The following is a 21,468-nucleotide window of genomic DNA, read 5'->3' on the forward strand; positions in this document are numbered from 1 at the left end:
CCGAGCCACCGGGGCCCGTGCCACCCGTGCCCGTGCCTCCGGTGCCCGAGCCACCCGTTCCCGAGCCACCCGTTCCCGAGCCGCCGGTGCCCGTTCCACCCGTACCACCCGTACCACCACTACCCGATCCACCACTCCCAGCACTACCACTACCCGCACTACCGCTACCTTTACCACTACCTCCCGCAGCGCCGGACCCCGCATTACCGGTTCCGCCGCTCCCTGATCCCTGGCTTCCGGAAGCCGTGCCATTCGTTCCACCCGACGGTGTTCCCACGCCGAATGCGCTTTGTGGACCCACCATCCCACCGGTATCCGAATCCTGCACGCCACTGAGCAACGCCGGCAGGCCATTACCGTCGTCCTTGCGGCATCCATGCGTGCTTGACTGGGGACAATCTTGTGTCAGGTCTTGAGCCAACACAAATTGCGGAGGACTACTCTCGCTCTTCCAGAGTGGCGCAGTTTGCGCGGCGTATGGATTCGATTGGGCACAAGCCATTCCCGCATATAAGGTCACTGCGGTTGCAATCGCTATCCTGCACATTCCGATCGACCCGGATGTACCGTTATATCTTTTCATATCGTACCCCTAATTATCTATTCGAAGCCGGTTTCTGCGGAGCCGTTCGAAGTACTCCCATCTACAGAAGCCGGATCTTCGCGACCGTGTCAGGCGGAATCGTGGGTCTCCTAACCTTTCCACGAAGTCCGCTCGTAGAACAGATCTGGATATGACGGAATGTGATCCGTGCGCGTGGCGCGTGCATCTCTACTACCCGACGCAAAGGGGATGCATCCCGTTGATACAGACGCAAATGAAAGGTAGTGGAGCAGGTACCGACACACTGTTCGGCACCACACGCATAGAGTGGATGCGAGCGGATTTACTCGTAATACGAAGTTGAAAACTGTCAAATAGCGTTAGATTTACCGGGTTAAAACAAAGCTGGAATTTTCGGACAATAAATATGGAATCCGAATTAAACATGATGGTTTTAAACAGACAGGAGCACGTTGATATAAGGGATTGCGCCAGCAGAGGCCGGTGCGATTTCTCTGTCAAACATCGGCCGCTACAGACATTTTGGTGAAGGGGTGAGTTCTGACTCCGGGAGAGACTCTCATCTGATCATTGCTCAAGCGTTACAACATCATCGGCCAGAAAAATACTGCAAAAGCGACCGAATCTGCGCGAATGCCATCCGCGAGCTAAAGGGCGGCCGGGGGTAAACCTGGAAGTGAGAGGAGCGTTGCAGTGCTCGGAGCATGCGTAGGGTGTCGTCCGCGCATGACGCTTCGAGTTTTTCGATGTCGGCTGTGATGCGTAAGTTCGATGTGCTTCGTACGGCTTTACGCTCGCGTGTTTCGGTGCCTGTTCGAGCATGGGGTCAAGCGACATCAGTACGCAGGCACGGGTAGTTCAGGGAGATAGTTCGGACACCAATTCAAATGGGGCGACAAGCGTACCTGGCCTGTCGAAAATTCCTCTGATGGGCGGATTGTTCCGCAATAACGACGACTCGAGTTCGCATCTGGAGCAGGTGTTCCTGCCGGCGCAGCGGATGATCGACTTCTGAGCAGGATAGCGGACTGAACGAAGGCTTTGGGGCGACGTTTTGATCCGGCCCCGTTGTCCGGGACGTCGGCATTGCGCGGAGAGGGCCGTTCCGATTGTCAGATTTCCGAGAAAAGTCATTTCCAAACTTAGGTATTTACCCTGGGCTGCTCGCCTCATAGACTGTGTTCACCTGCTGCACACAAACCTGTTTGCAGCGCCGTGTAAAAACAATCTGTGGAGGTTTTAATCATGAACTCGATCATCAAGGCTGTTGCGATCGCTGTTGCTCTTTCCGCTCCGGTGGTTTCATTTGCTCAATCGAACCAACCTTTGACCCGTGCAGAAGTGCGCAGCCAACTGGTCCAACTGGAAAAGGCCGGTTATAACCCCGCCTCGGCCGACAATGCCACGTATCCGGCTGACCTCCAGGCTGCCGAAGCCAAAGTCGCTGCACAAAACGGTGCAACTGACGTCGGCGGCGTCGCAAACGGTTCGTCGGATGCAGGACACCGGACCATTTCGAAGGCCGAGTGGAATGAGATGTACGGCCACTAAGGTCTAGCGAGGCACACGCTGAAGGATCTTGACGCGTCGGCATAGCGAACATCGTCCAGTCAGGGCATTGCGCCTCGACACGTCACCATCCACGAAACTGGCTCGCTAGCGGATTGGACTGCAGTAGTGAGCCGGTTTTGTTTTGAACACCTCCGCCGTCGGATTCCCGATGGCTTCGCTCAGGCCTTCACGGTCTGGGCGCTTTTTGTCATTCATCGATAGTGGTTCACGTCCGGGCAACTGCTTCACTCCGTTCAGCGCGCGGCCCAAAGTAATCCACGCAACATGATTTCACGCGCCTCCGGGACCTCGAAATCGGCGTTGACGTGCCCCAGTGAAGAATAGAACACCCTGCCTTTTCCCCACTTGCGTTTCCAGGCGACTGGCATCACAACGCCTGTTACCTGTGGCTCATGTTCTCGCACATACCGCCCGTCGAAGCGGGTGGTCGCGAGAACCTCGTTGCTCGGATCAAAATGCATGAAGTACTGCTCTGAGTGCATCGAGAAATCGGCGAGACCGGACATAACAGAGTCATCGGGTGCTGTGATCTGAACGGAGTAGTCCACAATGTTGCCGGGATGCGCAACCCATTGGCCTCCCACCATGAACTGGTAGTCGGGATTCGCACGGAACGCGTCGCCGGCGCCGCCGTGCCAGCCTCCGAAACCCACACCGCCACGAACCGCTGCGAGCAGATTCTCCGTTTGAGGTTTGTCCAGTTGACCCATGGTGAAGCAGTTGACGATCAGATTCTGCTCAGCAAGATGGTCACGGTCGAGGTATACGCCAAGATCGTTGTGGACCTCTACCGCGAACCCTTGCTGCTCGAGCAGGCTTGCGAAGCGCTCGGTCGTCAGGCGCGGCTCGTGGCCGTCCCAACCGCCCCAGACCATCAATGCCGAGCGGCGTGGTGTCAGATTGTTTTCAGGCATGGGGGACTCCCTCGTTTGTCATCGCCAGGGGCTGCGTCGACATAGGTGCAGGCCGCTGGAAGGTGCTGTCGATCGATACGGTCTGACGCCGGTTCGCTGCGGCAAGAAAGCCGTGCATGACCTCCAGCACGTGATAGCCGATCTCGCCAACTGTACGCGGCTGTTCGCCCGTCAGGAGCGCATGCGCCAGTTCCGCGATGCCGAGCCCTCTGGTGTTGGTGCTATAGGGATGCGAGAGCGGGGCCTCAGTCCACTCGCCGTCGCGAACCTTCAGACTCACCGGACCGCCGAACGTATTGGGGTCCGGCACACTCAGGCTGCCCTCTGTTCCATGCACTTCGATGAAGGGAAGTTTTGCACCCCAGATGTCGAAGCTCGTCACAATGGTTCCGATCGCACCGTTGACGAACTGCATCTGCCCGGCGACGTGGGTTGGCGTATTCACTTCGATCCGCTGACCGCGTTTGGGCTTGCTCCCAATGACGCGTTCCGGAAAACTCGCGCGTGCGAATGCCGATACGGAATCGATCGGCCCGATCAGATTGACCAGCGCGCTCAGGTAATACGGCCCCATGTCGAACATCGGGCCGGCGCCTGGCTGGTAGTAGAACGCCGGGTCAGGGTGCCAGCCTTCATGCCCATGGTTAGTCATGAAGGCAGTCGCGGCGATCGGTTCGCCGATCGCGCCGCTATCGATCAATTGACGGCAGGTCTGAATCCCCGCGCCCAGTACCGTGTCGGGCGCGCAGCAGATTTGCAGGGCGGCAGAGCGCGCCGTCTCGATCAGCCCGCGTGCCGCATCGAGATCGGGGGTAAGCGGCTTTTCGTTGTAGACGTGCTTGCCCGACTGGAGCGCGCGCCGCGCGATCTCCGCATGCTGGGCCGGCTGCGTGAGATTGAGGATCAGGTCAATGCCGGAGTCTTCAAACACTGCGTCTGGGGTAAGAACACGCGCAACCCCGTGACGAAGTGCCGAAGCCCGTGCCCGTTCCGTGTCGAGATCCGCGACGGCACAGACCTCGACGTCGGCGAACTTCGCGAGGTTGGTAAGATAGATTTCGCTGATAAAGCCGCAGCCGACAACCGCGACACGCAGCTTGTGATGCGATGCTGAAGTCATATGACGTTGCCTCGAACGAATGAACACGTGCCCATGAGCGGGCCGATGGGAAAAACTTTGAAAACATTTCACCCTTTGACGGAGCCGACCATCATTCCTTTTATGATGCGTTCCTGGCCGAACGCGTAGGCGACGATCAGCGGCAGGGACGTCAGCGTGACAACCGCCAGGGTTGCTGGAATATTCGATGCGTATTGGCCCTGGAAGTCCCACACCGCGAGCGGCAGCGTGCGATTGCCTGGCGTCGAGGTGAGGACATAGGCAAAGATGAATTCATTCCACAAAGCGATCGCGTTGTAGATGGCAACCGTGGCGAGTCCCGGCCCCGACAGCGGCACGAAGATGCGCCAGAAAATGGCAAACGGTCCGCAGCCGTCGAGCAGCGCGGCTTCTTCCAGTTCACGCGGGATCTGGCGCATGAACTCCGTGAGAATGAAGATCGAAACCGGCAGGCTCGATGCGACATAAGGGCCGATCAAAGCAAACGGCGTGTCGTACAGTCCCGCCGTGCGCGTCATGAGATAGACCGGCACCAGGGTGACGTGCAGCGGCACGATCATCCCCGCGACAACAATCGAGAAAATCGATCTATTGAGCCGTGAGTTCATGCGCGCGAATACATAGGCGGCCATTGAGGCGGTCAACAGGATCAGCGTGGTCGACAGGCCCACCACGAAAAGGCTATTGCGCAGGTAGACCCAAAATCCGCCTTGCAGGACTGCCTGATAGTTGCTTAGGTCAAGGGCTGACGGGAGCGACCAGGCCGATACGGAATACGTGTCCTGTTGCGATTTCAGGCTGGTTACTACGACGAACAGAAAGGGCAGTGTCGTTACCGCAAGCCAGCCGATGCCGAGCGTCAGCACCATTGCGCGTGATACGGAAAACCTGGGGGTACGAAATGGGGTATCCGGTTCAACATGAATGTTGGGGATCGCTTTCATATCTGCGTCTCGAAACGGCGTGTCAGGGTCAGGGTGACGCTGGCGACCACGAGCACGATCAGGAACATTGCCGAGGCGATGGTGCTGCCGTAGCCGAGCTGAAACGAACTGAAGACTGTGCGGTACATGTAGGTCGCCATGAGTTCTGACGCACCGTCAGGACCGCCGCCGGTCATGACGAAAATCAGATCGAAATAGCGCAGCGAACCGATCACGGCAAGCAGTACGCCCGTGCGCAGCGTGCCTTGCAGATGCGGTAATTCGATGTGCCAAAAGATCCTCCACGGAGAAGCCCCGTCGAGCCGTGCTGCTTCGCGCAGTTCCGGCGAGAGCGAAGACAGGCCGGCCATAAAGAGAATCATGTAGAACGGGATGTTCTGCCAGCAGATCACCGCCAGCGTGGCGCCTAAAGCGAAGCGTCCGTCACCTAGCCAGTCTTGCGCCAGATTGCCAAATCCGAGGGCGTTCAAAGCCGCGTTGAGCGGACCGAAGTTCGGGTCATACACGTTCTTGAAAACGACACCAATGGCCACGCTAGACATCAACAGAGGCAGGAAATACAGGATCTTGAGGGTGCGCGATCCGCGGCCCGCCTTGTCGAGCATGACGGCGAGCGTCAAGGCGATCGGCATCTGGATAAGCACGGAGAACACCGCGAGTATCAGGTTGTTGCGGACTGCTTTGAAAAATGCCGGATCGTGTGCGAGATGAATCCAGTTCTGAGCGCCAATGAAGCGTTCCGTGGCGCCAAGTCCATTCCAGTCGAGCGTCGATAAGCGGAAGCTCGAGATCAATGGGTAGAGCAGGAAGAGGCCGAGCAACGCGATAGCAGGCGCGAGAAACGTCGCCGAGACTAACGCGGACGGTCTTCCCAGGCGCGATCGCTTCGGCATGAGTACCATGGGAAGCTTGATGAAACTCACATCTCTCTCCATCAGTCGAGGGGAATTAGCCAGTCGCCGGATGCACGCCGCTCAAGCAAACTGCGGGCAGTCAGTTAAGGTCCTTCTTCGCTTCGGCTTCCATCTGTTGTGCGGCTTCTTGCGGCGTCATCGTCAGCCCGAACAGTGCCTGCGTGGTGTTCTTGTGCAATTCGCCGAGCGCCGGTGGCAACTCCTGGTCGTACCAGAGCTGCACTGCGGGCGCGTCGGAGACCGTCTTTAGAAAGCGTTTAAGCATCGGATCGCTCACTTCGAGGTTCTTGACCGGCGGTATGCGCGTGTCCGCCACGCGTTCCCGCATGGATTGATCGTCCGTCATCGACTCGATCAACTTGAACGCTGCCTGCGGATCCGGGCAGGCCTTGGAGATACTGTAAAAGTTATCGCCCACCGTGCCGATCACGTCGTTCGGGTTGCCTTTGCCACCCGGTACGGTAGGAAAGGGGAAGTAGTCGAGCTTTGAATAGAATGCCGGGTTCTCCGCTTTCACGGTGGACGCCTCCCAACTCCCGATGAGTTCCATTGCTGCACGCCCGGAATAGAGAAGGCGCCTTGATGCACCGATGTCGTAGTCAAGCCCATTGAACCCCTGTGCGAAAGCGCCGGCCTTGACCAGTTCCTGCAAGCGCGTGCCTGCCTCTACGAAAGCGGGATCGGCGAAGCTGCCACCTGGCGCTCGCATGACCGCGCGGCGGACCACATCGGAACCGCCTATACGGTCGACCAGGTACATGTAGTACATGGACCCCGTCCATTTGTTTTTGTTGGCCAACGCAAACGGCGCAATGTTGTTGGCTTTCAGTACGCTGATCACATGGAGCAACTCATCCCAGGTCTTCGGAGGCGTCAGCTTGTACTTGTCGAAAATCTCCTTGTTGTAGAACACGACGGCCACCGACGTGTTCTCTGCAGGGATGGCCCAAACCTTATTATTGAAGGTGGCCGCCGGCCACGCGGTGTCCAGAAAGCGGCTTTGAAAAGAGGGGTTTTGCTGAAGATAAGGCGTGAGATCAACCACCTGATTGGACTTCACATACTCGCGCAGCGGACCGCCGCCCCAGCTCGAAAAGACGCAGGGCGGCTGGTTCGCACCAAACGCGATTTTCAGTTTGGTCTTGTACGCATCGTTCAGGACGTGCGATGACTCGACTTTGAAGCCGGGATTCGCCTTCTCAAACCGCGCGGCGGCATCGTTGATGATCTTCGGACCCGCGCCGACAGTCTGCGAGTCCCATTCGGTCAGCGTCTTCGTTTGAGCAGCGGCAATGCTCACCGGTCCCAACGCGCCGAGGCCTGTGGAGAGCGCTGCACAGGCAATCGCCAGAGTCCGGCGGTAGTTGAAGATCGAAACGATTCCGTTCATATCTTTCCACTGTAGTTATAAAATGTTTTATAGCGTTACCGCTAACGTTATGTAACAATAGTAGTGAGCGGCCATCGTCGATGAAATGCGTATTTACCCGAGCCGGGAGCCCGGGCGGTGACTTCGGACCCGGCGGCCGCGGACCAGGTACTTCAGCCGATGTAACGCGCATAGCGGCAACCGGCTGTGGTGATTGGTTAATCCTACTAAGTTGATTTGTGCTCATGGCAAGACAGACCCCCACGTTGGCGCGGCTCGCGGAGTTGGCCGGCATTTCCCAGATGAGCGCGTCGCGCGCCATCAACGACCGTCATGGGGTGTCGGAGCAGACGCGCGACAAGGTTCTGCGCATTGCCGCGGAGATCGGTTATGTCGCCAATAGGACCGCGCAGAAATTGTCAGGCGGGCGTACCCGTATTGTCGGTTTGCTCACTCCGGTCCGGCAGGATCAGTTCGTCAGCGAGTTGATTATCGGTTCGGGCCGGGCAGCCCGGAAGGCAGGATACGAGATGCTTGTGTATCCGGTGTTCGACGAGGAACGCGAGACGCACCACAATGTGTTGACGCTACTGCAGCAGTTTTCAGACGGATTGGTAGCCATTCTTCCTCACGATGATGCGCCCTATCTGAAGGCGCTCAACGAGGCGGATATACCGGTGGTGGTGGTGGATCAGCGTGGCGTTTTCCCGCAATATCCTTCGGTTGCATCGGACAACTACGAAGGCGCGCGTCTTGCCGTGCAGCATCTGGTCGAGCTTGGGCATACGCGGATTGCTTTTATCAGCGGTGACGAGCGGTTGACCGCAGCGCAAGACAGGGCGCGCGGCTTTAATGACGCGATGCGACAGCAGGGCTTGCGTCCTGAAGCGAGCTTGACTGCGATTGGGCGGTTTAGTCAGGCGATGGGTTTTAAGGCGGCATCGCATCTGTTGAAGTTAAAGCGTCCGCCCACTGCGATCTTTGCCGCGAATGATCTGAGCGCGTTTGGTGCGATCGCCGCAGCGCACGAACTGGGAATGCGTGTCCCGGACGACGTGTCCATCATCGGGTTCGACGATGTGCCGATGGCCTCGCAGGTTTATCCTCCGCTGACGACCATTCGTCAACCGCTACAACAGATGGGGAGATCGGCGGTCAACATCTTGTTGGCCCGGATTGCCGGGATCGAATTGCCCTCGGATCGCATTACGTTGCCGACTGATCTGATCCTCCGCAACTCGACTGCGCGCCCTGCAGAAAAGCGTGTCGCGCAGCAGCGATAGCGCTACGACCATTCCAACATGTCCATCTCAACATTATTGAGTTTTGACGACGGCCCCGGACCGTCGACGCCCGCGCTCCTGGACGTATTGCGCGCGAGTTCCTGTCAGGCGCTGTTCTTTGTGCTCGGAAGCAATATGGAGCAGGCGATGGACGTTGCAACCCGAGCGGTCCGTGAAGGACATGTGCTGGGCAATCACACGTACTCGCATGCGCGGCCGGGTGTGCTGTCGGACGCAGCGTTGATCGATGAAATCGAACATACCGATGCGCTGATACGCGAGGCTTATCGACTCGCTGCCGTGCCGGAACCGGCGTCCATCCCGTTGCGGCTTCCGTATGGCATGGAACCGCAGGATGTTCGTGCTGACGTTCTAGCGCGCCTGAAGCGCAGCCATACGGGATGGACGGCCATTCTGGACGATTGGCAGCGGCCGGCACCGTCGCCACGCGCGCTGGTGGACGCTATGCGCCGACATATCGCGGACGCGACAGCGCGAGGACAGGACGTCCTGTTCTGCATGCACGACGGCTCACGATTTGCCGAAGCGCGGCCCGCGACCGTCGAGGCAGTGCGACTGCTGCTCAGTGATCCCGACTGGCGGACCGGGCAGCTAGCGAACGCGCGGGGTGCTGGCCAGTAACTGGCGCCAGCAGGCAAGGAAGCCCATGCCGGGACCCGGCGTCCACAGGCCGCGCTGGGCAGCTTCCAGATGGATCAGCACCTGATCTGCACAGAACAAGTCCATAAGCGCGTCGCGTTTCAGCCGCATGAGGTCTGGTGCTTCGGAGTCGGGCTGCATCGCGGTGTAGGCATGTAGGCCCGTGTCCCAAAGGCGGACGTCGAACGTGAAGCGGTCTTCATTGCTTGCGTCACGCGTGAGTGCGAACAGCGCGAAGGACGTTTCCAGCCATTGCGCGCCTTGCCCGACGTCATCGAAATCCAGTATGCCCGTCACCGCGCCATCGGCGAACAGCAGGTTACCTGCGTGATAGTCGCCGTGTAGCCAGCGTGCCGGTCCGCGGATCCACGTCTCCGCTGCCGCGAGATGCATGCCGATACGCTGCAGCACAAGATCGTAGTACTCCAGAATGACCGTCGGCAAAGGCGGTGCCGGCCGCGCAGAAACCCGCGCGTAGCGCTCGTTTAGCCATGCGAGCGGACTGGAGGACGCGTTCGCGGACAGGGTTGCCATCGCCGCATGCAGACGGGCTAGCGTACGCATCGCGTCGACGGTGGCCGGCTCTGCTGCGTCAGGCAGACCGGGTGTGCCGTCGATGTGCTCGAACAGATGCAGCCAGCTTCCGTCCTCGCCTTGCGCGGACGGTTGTGCGTTCGCGGTCGATTGAAATCGGGGTAGCGTGGGAAGTCCAGGTGCCAAGCCGAGGTGATCCAGCATCGACGCTTCGCGCTGGACCTGCTCAGCGGACTTGCCGGGCCACGAGACGCGCAGCACCGAAGCACGCGAGCCGTAGTCGACGTGATACGTTTTGTTAGTATGACCCGTCGATAGCGCCTGAATCCGCGTCGGCCGGATGTCCCAGTGCTTCATCAGCAGCTGTTCGACTCTTTCCACGTCACTCATCATTGCATCGATCATGTCCGAGCGAATTTCGTCCCGCATGCGGGACATCAATATCGAATGGCTTACGCGTGCAGCCGAATTCGACCACCTGTTCCATACGCGCTGGCTGGGCGAGCGCTTCTTTCATCTGCCGGGCGACATGCTCGCGATCCAGGAACTGATCTGGCGCGAACGTCCCGACTGTATCGTGCAGACGGGCGTCGCGGCGGGCGGCGGCGTTGTGTTTTCCGCGTCGATGCTGGAGCTCACGGGCAGTCACGGCCGCGTCGTCGCCATCGAGCCGCGTCTGCGCGACGAGGTCAAGGCGCGTCTGCAATCGAACCGGCTTGCGCATCGCATGGTACTGATCGAAGGCGAATCGTGCGCGGCCGCGACGCTGGCCTCGGTCCGCGAACAGATCGACGGCCGTTCTTCCGTGATGGTGATCCTCGACCTCACGCATACGCACGAGCACGTCCTGCGCGAGCTGGAATGCTACGCGGGACTCGCAACGCCGGGCAACTATGTGATCGTCATGGACACCATCATGGAATATCTGCCGGAGCGGATGTTTCACGGCAAGCCGTACGGCAGAGGCAACAACCCGGCGACCGCCGTGCAGACCTTCCTCGCCCGCGACGATCGCTTCGAAGTCGACGGCGATATCGAAGACCGCGTGCTCATGACGCTATCGCCAGGCGGCTTCCTGAAGCGAATTCGATGATCAGGCGTGCAGCTTCGGCCGATCCGTCGCGCCGGTAGCTTGCGCCGATCTGTGCCGCGCGTTCGCGCAGCGGGCCTGGGCGCAGCAGATCGTTGATCGCATCGGCGATCTCTTGCACGCTTGCCTGTTCCAGATCCAGGCGACGCCCTGCGCCCGCACGTTCGACGAACCACGCGGAATGAAACTGGTCGTTGCAAAACGGTGACAGCAGCATGGGAACGCCGCATGCCAGTGCCTCCATCACCGAGTTGGCGCCGCCGTGGTTGATGAACGCATGCGTCCTTCGCAGCAGCGCCAGTTGCGGCGCGTAGCGTACGGCGATAACCCGCTCGTCCACCGTCGGCAGCAGGTCCGTATCGATCAGTTCGCCAACGGAGAGCACCAGTTGCGCGGAGGTAGTCCGCGTCGCCTCGATCACTTTCGCAAACAGATCCGGCTGGTAATACAACTGGCTGCCGAGCGACATGTAGACGAGCGGACGTGCGGCGTCGATGCGCTCCCACGGAAAAGGCGGCTCGTCACCGCGCGCGCCGGCCGGCAACGCGGGGCCGACCAGTTCGACGCCTTGCGGTGCTTCGCCGACGAGGGCCTCGGTGGTGAAGGCCAGCGTCAGATGCGGCGAGAGGATATCGCAGCCGCGAAAGCGCGCCTCGATGCCATAACGCGCAAACAGACGATCGCGTTCCGGCGCGAGCCATCGCACCGTGGCTAGCAGTTCCGAGTCGAGCGCATCCGGCAGCACCGGATTCAGCGAGTTCGACATCGCGACCCACGGGAGTCCCTCCAGCTCCGCCGCGATAGCCGATGCGTAGAGCAGCGGATCGATCACCACCACGTCGGGCCTCCATTGCCGCAAGACCGCGCGTATGCCGTCTACCTGTGCGGGCGTGTATTCGATCAGCAGCGTATGAATCCAGCGCCGCAGCCACGCGGCATCGCGAATGTTCGCGGCGAAACTCGCGCCGCGCGACAGATCGTGGCGCTCGGGCGTTTCGCGCGGTCCGAGAAAAGCAAAGTCGCCGGCCCCTTCGAGTTGCGCGCTGATGTCGGCGGGCGCATAGAAGGCAACTTCGCAGTCCGCCGCCCGCAAATGCTGTGCGGGGCCGATGCAAGGGTTGACGTGTCCCTTCTCGGGCACTACGCAGAACAGGATTCGTTTCATGGTCGTTTCATTGCGGGCGAGTGGTCGCGCCCAGGTGGTCGAGGGTGAATGTCAAGGTCGTCCACAGCACACGTTCGGTGTCCGTCTGGAGTGTAGGAGCAGGCAGATCAAGCGATGAGGCCAGCGCGCGGATGCGCTCGCGGTCGAGCAATGCGCCAAGGTCCATCGCAGGCGCCAGCCGGCCTCGCTTGGGACCGCTTACCAGCCGGTCGGGCAGATTCAACCGTGCGCCGAGCTCGCGCAGACACTGCTTGTCCGGATCGGGCGCGATGCTGGTCAGATGCATGACGACGGCCTGGTCCACGAACGGCGGATGGAGGTGCACGGACGCGGCATCGAACAACGCGTTGCATAACGGCAGATAGTTGGCGGACTGATCGCGGCGCAGCACCTGGTCCGCCCCGTCGCCGGAAATGGCCAGTTCGATGCCGTCCTCGGCCATCGCTTCGGCAAGCAGCCGTTTGGCGACAGGATGGAGGTTGAACATCGGTTCCTCGACGGTGTGCGTGGTCCGCGGCAGCGCGGCCACGAAATCTGGCTCACCGAAGCGTATGACCTTTACTTTGGCCTGCATCTGCGTCGCCAGTTCGAGCGCGGCGTCCTCCTCGCAATAGTCGGGCATGCCGGTTGCCAGAATGTACGACGTCACGTGCCGCTGTGCGCCGAGTTCGCGCAGCAGAGCGAGCAGGAGCGCGGAATCCAGTCCGCCGCTCAAGGCTAGCGCAACGCGTTTGCCGCTCTCGAGCGCACGTTGCAGCGAATCGCGCAACAGCGTCTCCAGATCGCCGGATATCGGCTGACCGGGCGCGTCGCGCACTTCGAGGCCGCGCGCCGACTCGATCAGCGCTTGACCGGGCGGTACGGCCAGCACGTCGCGCAACACCGTGCGCCCCACGAGACGCTCGCCGCTCAGATAGCCGGCAATGGCAGCCACGTCGGGTTCGCCTGCTGCGTGTCCGGACGTCTGGAGCAGTTGAAGGATGCTGTCTGCCCACGTGCCGCTGCGTGGACGGTAGACGAGGCGCTGAAAGCCAAACAGATCTCGCGTGCCGACGATCATGGATAGCGCGCCTTCAACGCGTCGACTTCGATGCGCCGCATGATCCGGTGCGGCGCTTGTGGCGCACTGCCGCCGTGGCAATGCATACAGGCTTCGAGCGGCGTCTCGCGTTGCAGATAGGCGAGCAGTGCATCGAGCATGCCTGCGTCGTCTTGCAGCGGCAGACCATCGGAGCGGAAGTCGCGATCGCCCTGGTACAAGGTCTGAAAATGCGCTGGGCGCGTGCAGGTGTAGAACATGCCGTCGCGGATCATGTGACATCGTTCGCGAATCCAGCAGTCCTGATAGATGCGCTGCGCCTCGGCGATGTCGTCGCATAGCTGTGCCCGGTTCATCGTCGAAAACGCGTCCTGCACCTTCCAGTTCAGACGCACGGCGAAGCGTGCCGCCTGGGCTTCGATGTGCGCGACCAGATCGGACGCGAGTTGCGGCTTCGGATAGCGAGAGATCGTCAACGCGTCGACCGCTTGCCAGAATTCGTCAGTCATGTCGCCGAGTTTCAGGCCGTTGGTCGTGATGGAAATGACCGGTGCGATGCCGGTGTCGCGCACGCTGCGGATGACGTCGACTAGTTGCGGATGCAGCAACGGTTCGCCGCCGACCAGCTTGAAGATGGCGGGATTCAGCACCTTGACGGCCTTGCGCAGATCGTCGGCGACCGAATCGGTCGTGGCGTACCACGCAGGCAGCAGCGGCGATAGCGAACAGCATTCGGCGCACGTCAGATTGCAGTGATCGACGATGTGCGCTTCGAGCGAACGCGTCTGCACGCGTCCGTCTGACACGCGATAGTGGCGGTCCATAGGCGGCGGAAAGACATGTGTGCGGCCAGCGGGTGGCGTCGTGCTCGCGGGAGCGTTCAGGTTCATGGGCTTCCTGCATCCAGACAACGGGAAAAGAAATCGATCAGCTGGGCGCGCGCGCCGAGCATCACCGACACCATTTTCATGGCGCCTTGCAGATGCGAGGCGAAGCGCGGCGGATCGTTCAGCCAGCCTTGTAATACCCAACGTTTGAGGGCGTGCTGCAGACACGCGGCATCGACCGCCCACGCGATCCGCTCGGGATGTAGCGGCCGGACCTGCAGATAGGCACTCACGAACGCCGCGGCCATATCTGGCGCTTCCAGCGGAAGATGATTAAGACACCGTACGACTTCGAATTCGCGCGGCGCGCCGATCGTCGCTTCCCAGTCGAGGATCACCGGCGGCAGGGCGCCGTCGAACAGATAGTTGAACTGGTTGTAGTCGTTGTGGATCGGATGCTGCGCGTCGTCGGCGGGAAACGCGTCGATGCTGCCGGGGTAGTGTTCGTCGAGCATGCGCAGGCATGCATCGACATACGTGCGCAACAATGCGCGGTCGCCCTCCGGCGGCGTGTGATCGAGTGCTTCGAGCAGGCTGCGGCGCATGTCGTCTGCGTCGACGGCGGCGAGGCGCGCGTGGATCGTGTCCAGCGCCGGCAGGTGCAGTCGATCGAGGCTCAAATGCAAGGCCGCGAGACTCGCGCCAAGCGCGCGCCATTCAGTTGGAGTGAAGGTATCGTAAGTGCGGAATTGCCCGGCTTCCCAGCGGGTCAGCATCGCGTGACGACCGAGGCCAGTCCACGTAGGTTCGCCGGCCGCCGTACGTTGCAAGGTCTGGACGCGAAAGCGTGCATCGCCGTGCGTCGTTGCCAGATGCGCGAGCACGGCGGCTTCCTTGTCGGATCGCACTTGCTGGTCGATGTTGTACAGCTTGACGGCGAACTCGCCATAATCGGTTGGCAGATGCCAGACTCGCTCGCTGATCCGGCGCGCTGGCTCGCCAGGCTTGAGCGCATAGGAGTCGCAGATCGCAGCGAAGATGGCGTTCTGTTGGTCCATTCAGATCTGCTCGGCAGGACCGTATCGATAAGGATGGCCGCTCAGGAACGTGTTGTGGCCGACGTAGCGCAGCTTGTACATGGCAGGCCGGAACAGGACGGACGGATCGTTGCTGGCGATGCCCAGAAGCGGGTACAGGTCGCGCCTGACGAAAAAGGCGTTGTTGCCCATGTCGTCGCAACACACCAGTTCATAGCCTTTGCGTTTTGCCAGATGATGCAGCGATTCGAGGCTGGCGCCGTAATAGGTCGAGCCGTCCCATTCGTGATCCGGGTTGAAGCACATGACCCATCGCTCGGGCGGCGCGTAATAGGGGTTGTATTCGACGACCACGATGCGCGGCTGGAAGGCTTCCAGCCCTTGCCAGACCCAGTAGTCGTTGCCGTCTATATCGATCGACAGCAGATCGAACGCTTCAGGCACGCCCGCATCGGCGAGCAGTTTGTCCACACTGTCGGGCTGGACGCGTTCATGGCGAAGCTGGACGCTTTCGGCACTGCCGTAGTTCGCCTTCAGTTTCCCGTAGCGATAGCTGCTTGCTTCGACCAGCAGCCCCTGCCATCCGCATTCGCGCAGCAGCAACGCGGTATTGCTGTTGCGCATGCCATCGCTCGCGCCGATATCGACACAGAAGCGGTTGGTCGGCGCAATCCACTCCATCAGACGCGACAGAATGTGTTCTTCGCTTCCCTGGGCGTAGAGGCTTTGAGCGAGGCCAGACAGCTCGAGTGGAGGAGGAGAGTCCTGCATGGATGGTCGCGTGGCAAGGAGGTGGTTTGATCGAACGGTAAATGTACCCGAAATCCAGAGCAGTCACGATGTCGTCGCGAGCATGACGGCAAGTAAGGGTTGACGTTCTCTCTGCGCTTCGACTACTGTCCGAGCAGCGATTCGTACCGTAGTCGAAACCAGCCGGCGTGTCCGGAAAGGGAGGAGACACAGATGACCAAAGCCCGTGCTGTTCTTGTGGTAGTCCTGCTCGCGGCGGCTGCTGCGGTGCCGGCCATCGCCGCCGATACCGCCTGCGTACCGCCCAATGCGTCGGTTCCAGCCGGTGCCAACACAACCGATCCGAAGGCGCCGTTCTTCATCGATACGGCGGGGCTGGATCTGAAGACGACTCCGCCCACTCGCGACCCGCGCAATCCGAACTATCCGCAAGCGACGGAATTACCGGATGGTCAGATTCCATCGGTCAATAGCGACGGCAACTTCATTATCGGCGCGACGCATCAGCCGTCGCCAGAGATCGTTGCCCAGGCCGATGTGCCCCACGGCACGGTCCATACCTTCACCATGGACTCGGCAGACAGCGTTATCTACCGGCCCGGCATGATTCGTGACGATTTGCCCGGATGCAGGAACTCGGCGGTGGATTCGGCTGCGACTGCGCCCGGCGACAAATCCGATCTTCTGGTGCCCGCGAGCCATGCGGGCAGTTGGAGTCGCGAAGTCGACGTCTATGTCCCAGCCGATTATGTCCCCGGTACGGCAGCACCCTTCATCGTGTACGGCGATGGCGGCCCGCATGGCTTTTTCAAGGCGCAGAAGCTCTTCAACGTGCTGGACAATCTGATCCGCGCGCACAAGCTGCCACCGATGATAGCCATCGGCATAGGCGCAGGCGGACAGGACGCGCAGGGCGCCGAACGGGGCCGCGAATATGACGCGGTGTCCGGCACCTATGCTGAATGGGTCGAGCAGGAGGTGTTGCCGCGCGTCGAACAGACTGCGCATGTGGTGTTGACGAAGGACCCGGATGGCCGCGCGACCATGGGTATCAGTTCCAGTGCTGCGGCCGCTTTTACCATGGCCTGGTTCCGTCCCGATCTCTATCACCGCGTACTTGGCTATTCGCCAACCATGGTGAACCAGCAATGGCCGCATGACACGTCGCTTCCCGGTGGCGCATGGCAATACCACAGTGCGTGGCCAGGGCCGGTCAAGTCAAACCTCACCGTGTCGGGAATCAACGTGACGCCCGCAAGCGGGTCCAACGGCGCGCCGCTGATTCCGAATGCGCCGCGCAAGCCGATCCGTTATTGGTTCGAGGCGGGTGACCGCGATCTCTTCTATCCGGCCGCGCCGCTTGCCGATGGCATGCATGACTGGACTGCGGCAAATGAGGACATGGCGCGCGTTCTCGCCGCCAAGGGCTACCACTACCAGTTTGTGTTCTCCCGCAATGCCGGTCACGTCGACGAGGGCACGGTTGAACAAACCTTGGCCGAAGCGCTTGAATGGGTGTGGAAGGACTATCCGGCGCCGGTACGCTGAGTAGGAGGGACCCATTCAGATTGAGCGAGCTGCGCTTCATCCTGACCGATGTTGCAGCGTTGCGCAGCAGGAACCTGGGAATTGTCATGTCGTACGGGCTAACCCGAATGCAAGAAAGTATCGGTTAGTGGCCCGATTTTCAGTGGTGAAACATCTGCAAGAGGGTTAATTTTCAGTCATGGCTGGGCGCGGTACAACACACGCGGACTGGCTGAAAAGAGACTCAGGAGGAAGACAGATGCACACCACCCGGGGTGCCACGGCGCGCACGGAGGCCCGCAGCGCCAACATCGCCCAGCCCGATCTGGAACTGGTCGCCGTACCGCGCGACGAATCGTTCAAGGTCTGGTCGCACGGGTACCCCTATCGCACGGTCCGCTGGCACTTCCACCCCGAATACGAGATTCATCTGATCACATCGACGACGGGGAAATTCTTCGTTGGCGATCACATCGGCAGCTTTGAACCCGGCAATCTCGTGATGACGGGTTCGAACCTGCCGCACAACTGGGTGAGCAGTGTGCCGCAAGAGACACGTGTGGATGAACGCTGTCTTGTCCTGCAGTTCGACGCCGAATTCGCCACGCGTGCCATCGCGGCCTTCCCCGAGCTCAAGCGCGTGGAACCCTTGCTCGATGCCTCGCGCTGGGGAGTCTTGTTCACGCCGAAAGCTGGCATGGCGGCCGAACCGATCATGCGCGAGATGCTGGGCGCGCAAGGCATCCGGCGCATCACGCTGTTTGTGGCTTTGCTCGATGTGCTTCTGCAAAGCACCGAACAGGTCAAGCTGGCGAGCGCCGCTTATCGATCGGATTCGGCCTCGTATGCGGAGACGCATATCAATCACGTGCTCGCTTATATCGGCAAGAACCTGTCGCAGGAGTTGCGCGAAACGGAGTTAGCGGAACTCGCGGGGCAGAGCGTGAGCGCCTTCTCACGATACTTCCGCAGGCACGCCGGTCTGACCTTTGTGCAGTACGTCAACCGGCTGCGCATCAATCTCGCGTGCCAGTTGCTGATGGCGGGCGAACTGAGTATTACCGACATCTGCTATCAGGTCGGTTTTAACAACCTCTCGAACTTCAACCGGCAGTTCCTGTTGCTAAAGGAGATGCCGCCATCGCGATGGCGCGCCTATCAGCAGCTCAACGCCGCCAGCGCCAAAGAATCGCCCGAGGCCGTGCACGCCTCGTAAGCGTTCGGCCGGCCCCTGTTTTACGCCCCACCACGGCGGCAATAGCGCCGGGATTTTTCTAATAAACGGAGACACTCGATGAATAGCTTTCCTAACAAAATGATCGGCGCCAGCGCGCTTACCCTGAGCATGCTCGGCAGCACGGCGGCGTTCGCCGCGCCCAGTGGCACGGTCGCCTTTCTGATGCCCGACCAGGCGTCGACTCGCTACGAGCAACATGACTTCCCCGGCTTCAAGGCCGAAATGAACAAGCTCTGTCCGGACTGCAAGGTGCTCTATCAGAACGCCAATGCCGACGTCTCGACCCAGCAGCAACAGTTCAACTCGGTGATCGCACAAGGTGCCAAGGTGATCGTGCTGGACCCGGTCGATTCGACGGCCGCCGCTTCTCTGGTGCATATGGCGCAAGGGCAGGGTATCAAGGTGATTGCGTATGACCGCCCGGTGCCATCGACGCCGGCCAACTACTACGTGTCGTTCGACAACGAAGGCATCGGCAAGGCGATTGCGCAGTCGCTCGTCGAGCATCTGAAGGAAACCAACGTGCCGACGAGCAAGGGCGGCGTGCTCGAGGTCAACGGTTCGCCGACTGATGCAGCGGCAGGGCTGATCAAGAAGGGTATTCACGCCGGGTTAGCGGGCAGCGGTTACAAGACACTCGCCGAATATGACACGCCGGACTGGGCGCCGCCGAAGGCACAGCAGTGGGTCAGCGGCCAGATCACCCGCTTCGGCTCGCAGATTGTAGGTGTGGTGGCGGCCAATGACGGCACGGGCGGCGGCGCCGTCGCGGCCTTCAAGGCGGCCGGCGTCAACCCGGTGCCGCCGGTGACGGGCAACGACGCGACACTTGCCGGGCTGCAGTTGATCATCGCAGGCGACGAGTACAACACGATTCTCAAGCCGAGCGAGATCGTCGCGGCAGCAGCGGCGAAGGTGGCGGTTGGCTTCCTGAACGGCCAGACGCCGAAGGGTGAAACGACGCTCTTCAACACGCCGACACAACTCTTCAAGCCGGCCGTCATCACGGCGAAGAACCTCAAGGCGGAGGTGGTCGACAAGGGGTTCGCGAACGCCAAGGATCTGTGCACCGACCGCTATGCCGACGGGTGCAAGAAACTCGGCATCGCGAACTGATCCAGCGCAAGCAGACGCAGGCGCTGGACGGGATCCGGCTCGTGCCGGATCCGGTTACTTTAGATGAGGTATCCGTCCCATGACTGACAACTCCAACACACGGTCTACGCGAGGCGAGCTGGTGCTGAGCCTGCGTGGCGTCTCAAAGCACTTCGGAGCGGTCTCGGCTCTGACGGACATCGAACTCGACGTGCATGCCGGCGAAGTCGTCGCCCTTGTGGGTGACAACGGTGCCGGTAAATCAACGCTGGTGAAGGTGCTGGCGGGTGTCCACCAACCCAGCTCCGGCACGATTACCTTCGGCGGCAAGGAGGTCGCGCTGACCAATCCGGCCGCAGCGCTCGATCTCGGCATCGCCACGGTGTTCCAGGACCTCGCGCTGTGCGAGAACCTCGATGTCGTCGCGAACATCTACCTGGGACGCGAGATGAATCCGCTGCGCCTCGACGAGGTCGCGATGGAGGTCAAGGCCTGGACGCTGCTGAACGAGCTGTCGGCCCGCATTCCGAGTGTGCGCGATGTGGTCGCGTCGTTGTCGGGCGGCCAGCGCCAGACGGTGGCAATCGCCCGCTCGCTGCTGCTGGACCCGAAGCTGATCATGCTCGACGAGCCGACGGCGGCGCTCGGTGTGGCGCAGACCGCCGAGGTGCTGAATCTGATCGAGCGGGTCCGAGATCGCGGTCATGCCGTGATCATGATCAGTCACAACATGGAAGACGTTCGTGCGGTGGCGGACCGGATTGTCGTGCTGCGTCTCGGACGCAATAACGGCGTGTTCTATCCCGACTCGTCGAATCAGGAACTGGTGGCGGCGATTACCGGCGCCACCGAGAACGCTGTGTCGCGCCGCGCCGGGCGGCGCCAGGCCGAGCAGGGCGCCTAGACAAAGGAACCATCATGAGTAAAGAACTGCAAGGCGCTCCACAGCCAGATACGCAGGGGGCCGCGAAGCCTGCCACGCTGCTCGATCGCAGCGACGTCCGTGTCAAGCATGCCAGCGGGATTGGCGGTACGGTGTCCGCGTTTGTCGAGCGGGTGCGCTCCGGCGATCTCGGATCGTTGCCGGTGGTCGCGGGCCTCATTATCATCTGGACCGTGTTTACTAGTCTCAACCCGGTTTTTCTATCGGCAGACAACCTGGTCAATCTGCTGTTTGACTGCTCCACGGTCGGCGTGATTTCGCTGGGCATCGTTTGCGTTCTGATGGTGGGGCAGATCGATTTGTCGGTAGGTTCGATGAGCGGCTTCGCTTCAGCCCTCCTCGGGATGCTGTGGGTCAATCACGGCTGGCCGGTGCTGCTGGCTATTCTCGCGGCCATCGTCGTCGGCGCGGTGGTGGGGGCGGTGTACGCACTGCTGCTCAACCGCTTAGGCATGCCAAGCTTCGTGGCGACACTGGCCGGCCTGCTCGCCATACTCGGGATGCAGCTCTACGTACTCGGCGCCAGCGGGTCGATCAATCTGCCTTATGACACGGCGATGGTGAACCTCGGTCAACTGATCGTCATTCCTGCTGTCGTTTCGTACGTCATTGCGCTGTTACCGGGTGCTGTCACGCTGGCACTTGGACTGCGTACGCGGGAACGGCGTCAGGCGTCGAATCTGTCTGCTCCGTCGGTGGCGAGCCTGCTCATACGAGCACTTGCCATCACCGTGCTGCTGGAGATCGTAGTGGCTTACCTCAACCGTGGACGAGGCGTTCCATTGATGTTTGGCCTCTTTCTCGGCATCGCGGTCGCGATGGACTATGCGCTGAAGAGGACGCGTTGGGGGCGCTCGATGCATGCGGTTGGTGGTAATCACGA

The 21,468-nt window shown here is 60.8% G+C and carries 21 protein-coding genes; 10 read left to right on the forward strand and 11 right to left on the reverse strand.

Features of this window, described 5'->3' with window-relative positions; all coding sequences use genetic code 11:
• Positions 1-1,385 precede the first annotated feature (1,385 nt).
• Together M0954_RS30370 and M0954_RS22930 are read left to right on the forward strand one after the other, a co-directional pair.
• Complete coding sequence (locus tag M0954_RS30370) at positions 1,386-1,580, forward strand: hypothetical protein (RefSeq protein WP_122158628.1); 195 nt, start codon at positions 1,386-1,388, stop codon at positions 1,578-1,580.
• Between the two features lie 230 nt (positions 1,581-1,810).
• Complete coding sequence (locus tag M0954_RS22930; protein WP_122158629.1) at positions 1,811-2,116, forward strand: DUF4148 domain-containing protein; 306 nt, start codon at positions 1,811-1,813, stop codon at positions 2,114-2,116.
• Positions 2,117-2,370: 254 nt separating this feature from the next.
• Here the strand turns inward: M0954_RS22930 and M0954_RS22935 are convergent, their stop codons facing one another.
• From M0954_RS22935 to M0954_RS22955, 5 genes are all read right to left on the reverse strand, one after another.
• Positions 2,371-3,051, reverse strand: coding sequence for a ThuA domain-containing protein (locus tag M0954_RS22935; RefSeq protein WP_297355669.1), 681 nt, complete (start codon positions 3,049-3,051; stop codon positions 2,371-2,373).
• Positions 3,044-4,171: a Gfo/Idh/MocA family oxidoreductase gene (locus tag M0954_RS22940; RefSeq protein WP_297355671.1), complete on the reverse strand. Its 1,128-nt coding sequence runs from the start codon at positions 4,169-4,171 to the stop codon at positions 3,044-3,046. The genes M0954_RS22935 and M0954_RS22940 overlap by 8 nt, the downstream gene beginning before the upstream one ends.
• 68 nt (positions 4,172-4,239) lie before the next feature.
• Positions 4,240-5,115 (reverse strand): carbohydrate ABC transporter permease, encoded by an 876-nt coding sequence (locus M0954_RS22945; RefSeq protein WP_297355673.1) that lies wholly within the window; start codon positions 5,113-5,115, stop codon positions 4,240-4,242.
• Positions 5,112-6,038 carry a carbohydrate ABC transporter permease gene (locus M0954_RS22950; RefSeq protein ID WP_297355675.1) on the reverse strand — a complete coding sequence of 309 codons (927 nt, stop codon included), beginning with the start codon at positions 6,036-6,038 and terminating at the stop codon, positions 5,112-5,114. The genes M0954_RS22945 and M0954_RS22950 overlap by 4 nt, the downstream gene beginning before the upstream one ends.
• 70 nt (positions 6,039-6,108) lie before the next feature.
• Positions 6,109-7,419 (reverse strand): extracellular solute-binding protein, encoded by a 1,311-nt coding sequence (locus M0954_RS22955; protein WP_297355676.1) that lies wholly within the window; start codon positions 7,417-7,419, stop codon positions 6,109-6,111.
• Between the two features lie 224 nt (positions 7,420-7,643).
• On the opposite strand from M0954_RS22955, the gene M0954_RS22960 reads away from it, so the two are divergent.
• Together M0954_RS22960 and M0954_RS22965 are read left to right on the forward strand one after the other, a co-directional pair.
• On the forward strand, positions 7,644-8,681 hold the full coding sequence (locus tag M0954_RS22960; protein ID WP_122158633.1) for a LacI family DNA-binding transcriptional regulator: 1,038 nt from the start codon (positions 7,644-7,646) through the stop codon (positions 8,679-8,681).
• 24 nt (positions 8,682-8,705) lie between these two features.
• Complete coding sequence (locus M0954_RS22965) at positions 8,706-9,323, forward strand: polysaccharide deacetylase family protein (protein ID WP_123388323.1); 618 nt, start codon at positions 8,706-8,708, stop codon at positions 9,321-9,323.
• On the opposite strand, the gene M0954_RS22970 is transcribed toward M0954_RS22965, so the two are convergent.
• Entirely contained in the window at positions 9,294-10,304 is a 1,011-nt protein-coding gene (locus M0954_RS22970) for a phosphotransferase (protein WP_297355678.1), read from the reverse strand. The two genes, M0954_RS22965 and M0954_RS22970, sit on opposite strands and share 30 nt — an antisense overlap.
• On the opposite strand from M0954_RS22970, the gene M0954_RS22975 reads away from it, so the two are divergent.
• Positions 10,279-10,968: a cephalosporin hydroxylase family protein gene (locus M0954_RS22975; RefSeq protein ID WP_297355680.1), complete on the forward strand. Its 690-nt coding sequence runs from the start codon at positions 10,279-10,281 to the stop codon at positions 10,966-10,968. The genes M0954_RS22970 and M0954_RS22975 overlap by 26 nt on opposite strands.
• On the opposite strand, the gene M0954_RS22980 is transcribed toward M0954_RS22975, so the two are convergent.
• From M0954_RS22980 to M0954_RS23000, 5 genes are read right to left on the reverse strand one after another with little or no spacing between them, the layout of a single operon-like run.
• Entirely contained in the window at positions 10,925-12,130 is a 1,206-nt protein-coding gene (locus tag M0954_RS22980) for a glycosyltransferase (RefSeq protein WP_297355682.1), read from the reverse strand. The genes M0954_RS22975 and M0954_RS22980 overlap by 44 nt on opposite strands.
• A 7-nt stretch (positions 12,131-12,137) precedes the next feature.
• Complete coding sequence (locus tag M0954_RS22985; protein ID WP_133893381.1) at positions 12,138-13,190, reverse strand: asparagine synthase-related protein; 1,053 nt, start codon at positions 13,188-13,190, stop codon at positions 12,138-12,140.
• Positions 13,187-14,059, reverse strand: a complete 873-nt coding sequence (locus tag M0954_RS22990) for a 4Fe-4S cluster-binding domain-containing protein (RefSeq protein WP_297355684.1) — start codon at positions 14,057-14,059, stop codon at positions 13,187-13,189. The genes M0954_RS22985 and M0954_RS22990 overlap by 4 nt, the downstream gene beginning before the upstream one ends.
• Positions 14,056-15,054 carry an aminoglycoside phosphotransferase gene (locus M0954_RS22995; RefSeq protein ID WP_297355686.1) on the reverse strand — a complete coding sequence of 333 codons (999 nt, stop codon included), beginning with the start codon at positions 15,052-15,054 and terminating at the stop codon, positions 14,056-14,058. Before M0954_RS22995 ends, M0954_RS22990 begins: the two co-directional genes overlap by 4 nt.
• Positions 15,055-15,804 (reverse strand): hypothetical protein, encoded by a 750-nt coding sequence (locus tag M0954_RS23000; protein WP_297355688.1) that lies wholly within the window; start codon positions 15,802-15,804, stop codon positions 15,055-15,057.
• A 192-nt stretch (positions 15,805-15,996) separates the two neighbouring features.
• Between M0954_RS23000 and M0954_RS23005 the strand changes: the two genes are divergently transcribed.
• From M0954_RS23005 to M0954_RS23025, 5 genes are all read left to right on the forward strand, one after another.
• Positions 15,997-17,331 carry an alpha/beta hydrolase-fold protein gene (locus tag M0954_RS23005; protein ID WP_297355690.1) on the forward strand — a complete coding sequence of 445 codons (1,335 nt, stop codon included), beginning with the start codon at positions 15,997-15,999 and terminating at the stop codon, positions 17,329-17,331.
• A gap of 238 nt (positions 17,332-17,569) precedes the next feature.
• Positions 17,570-18,526 carry an AraC family transcriptional regulator gene (locus M0954_RS23010; RefSeq protein WP_297355692.1) on the forward strand — a complete coding sequence of 319 codons (957 nt, stop codon included), beginning with the start codon at positions 17,570-17,572 and terminating at the stop codon, positions 18,524-18,526.
• Between the two features lie 78 nt (positions 18,527-18,604).
• A complete protein-coding gene (locus tag M0954_RS23015; protein ID WP_297355694.1) occupies positions 18,605-19,663 on the forward strand; it encodes a sugar ABC transporter substrate-binding protein in 1,059 nt (352 codons plus the stop codon).
• Positions 19,664-19,742: 79 nt separating this feature from the next.
• Complete coding sequence (locus M0954_RS23020; RefSeq protein WP_074268862.1) at positions 19,743-20,546, forward strand: ATP-binding cassette domain-containing protein; 804 nt, start codon at positions 19,743-19,745, stop codon at positions 20,544-20,546.
• A gap of 14 nt (positions 20,547-20,560) precedes the next feature.
• Positions 20,561-21,468 (forward strand): sugar ABC transporter permease (locus M0954_RS23025; protein WP_297355696.1); only part of this gene is annotated, 908 nt, incomplete at its 3' end.

Source organism: Paraburkholderia sp. (assembly GCF_026225065.1).
Taxonomy (GTDB): domain Bacteria; phylum Pseudomonadota; class Gammaproteobacteria; order Burkholderiales; family Burkholderiaceae; genus Paraburkholderia.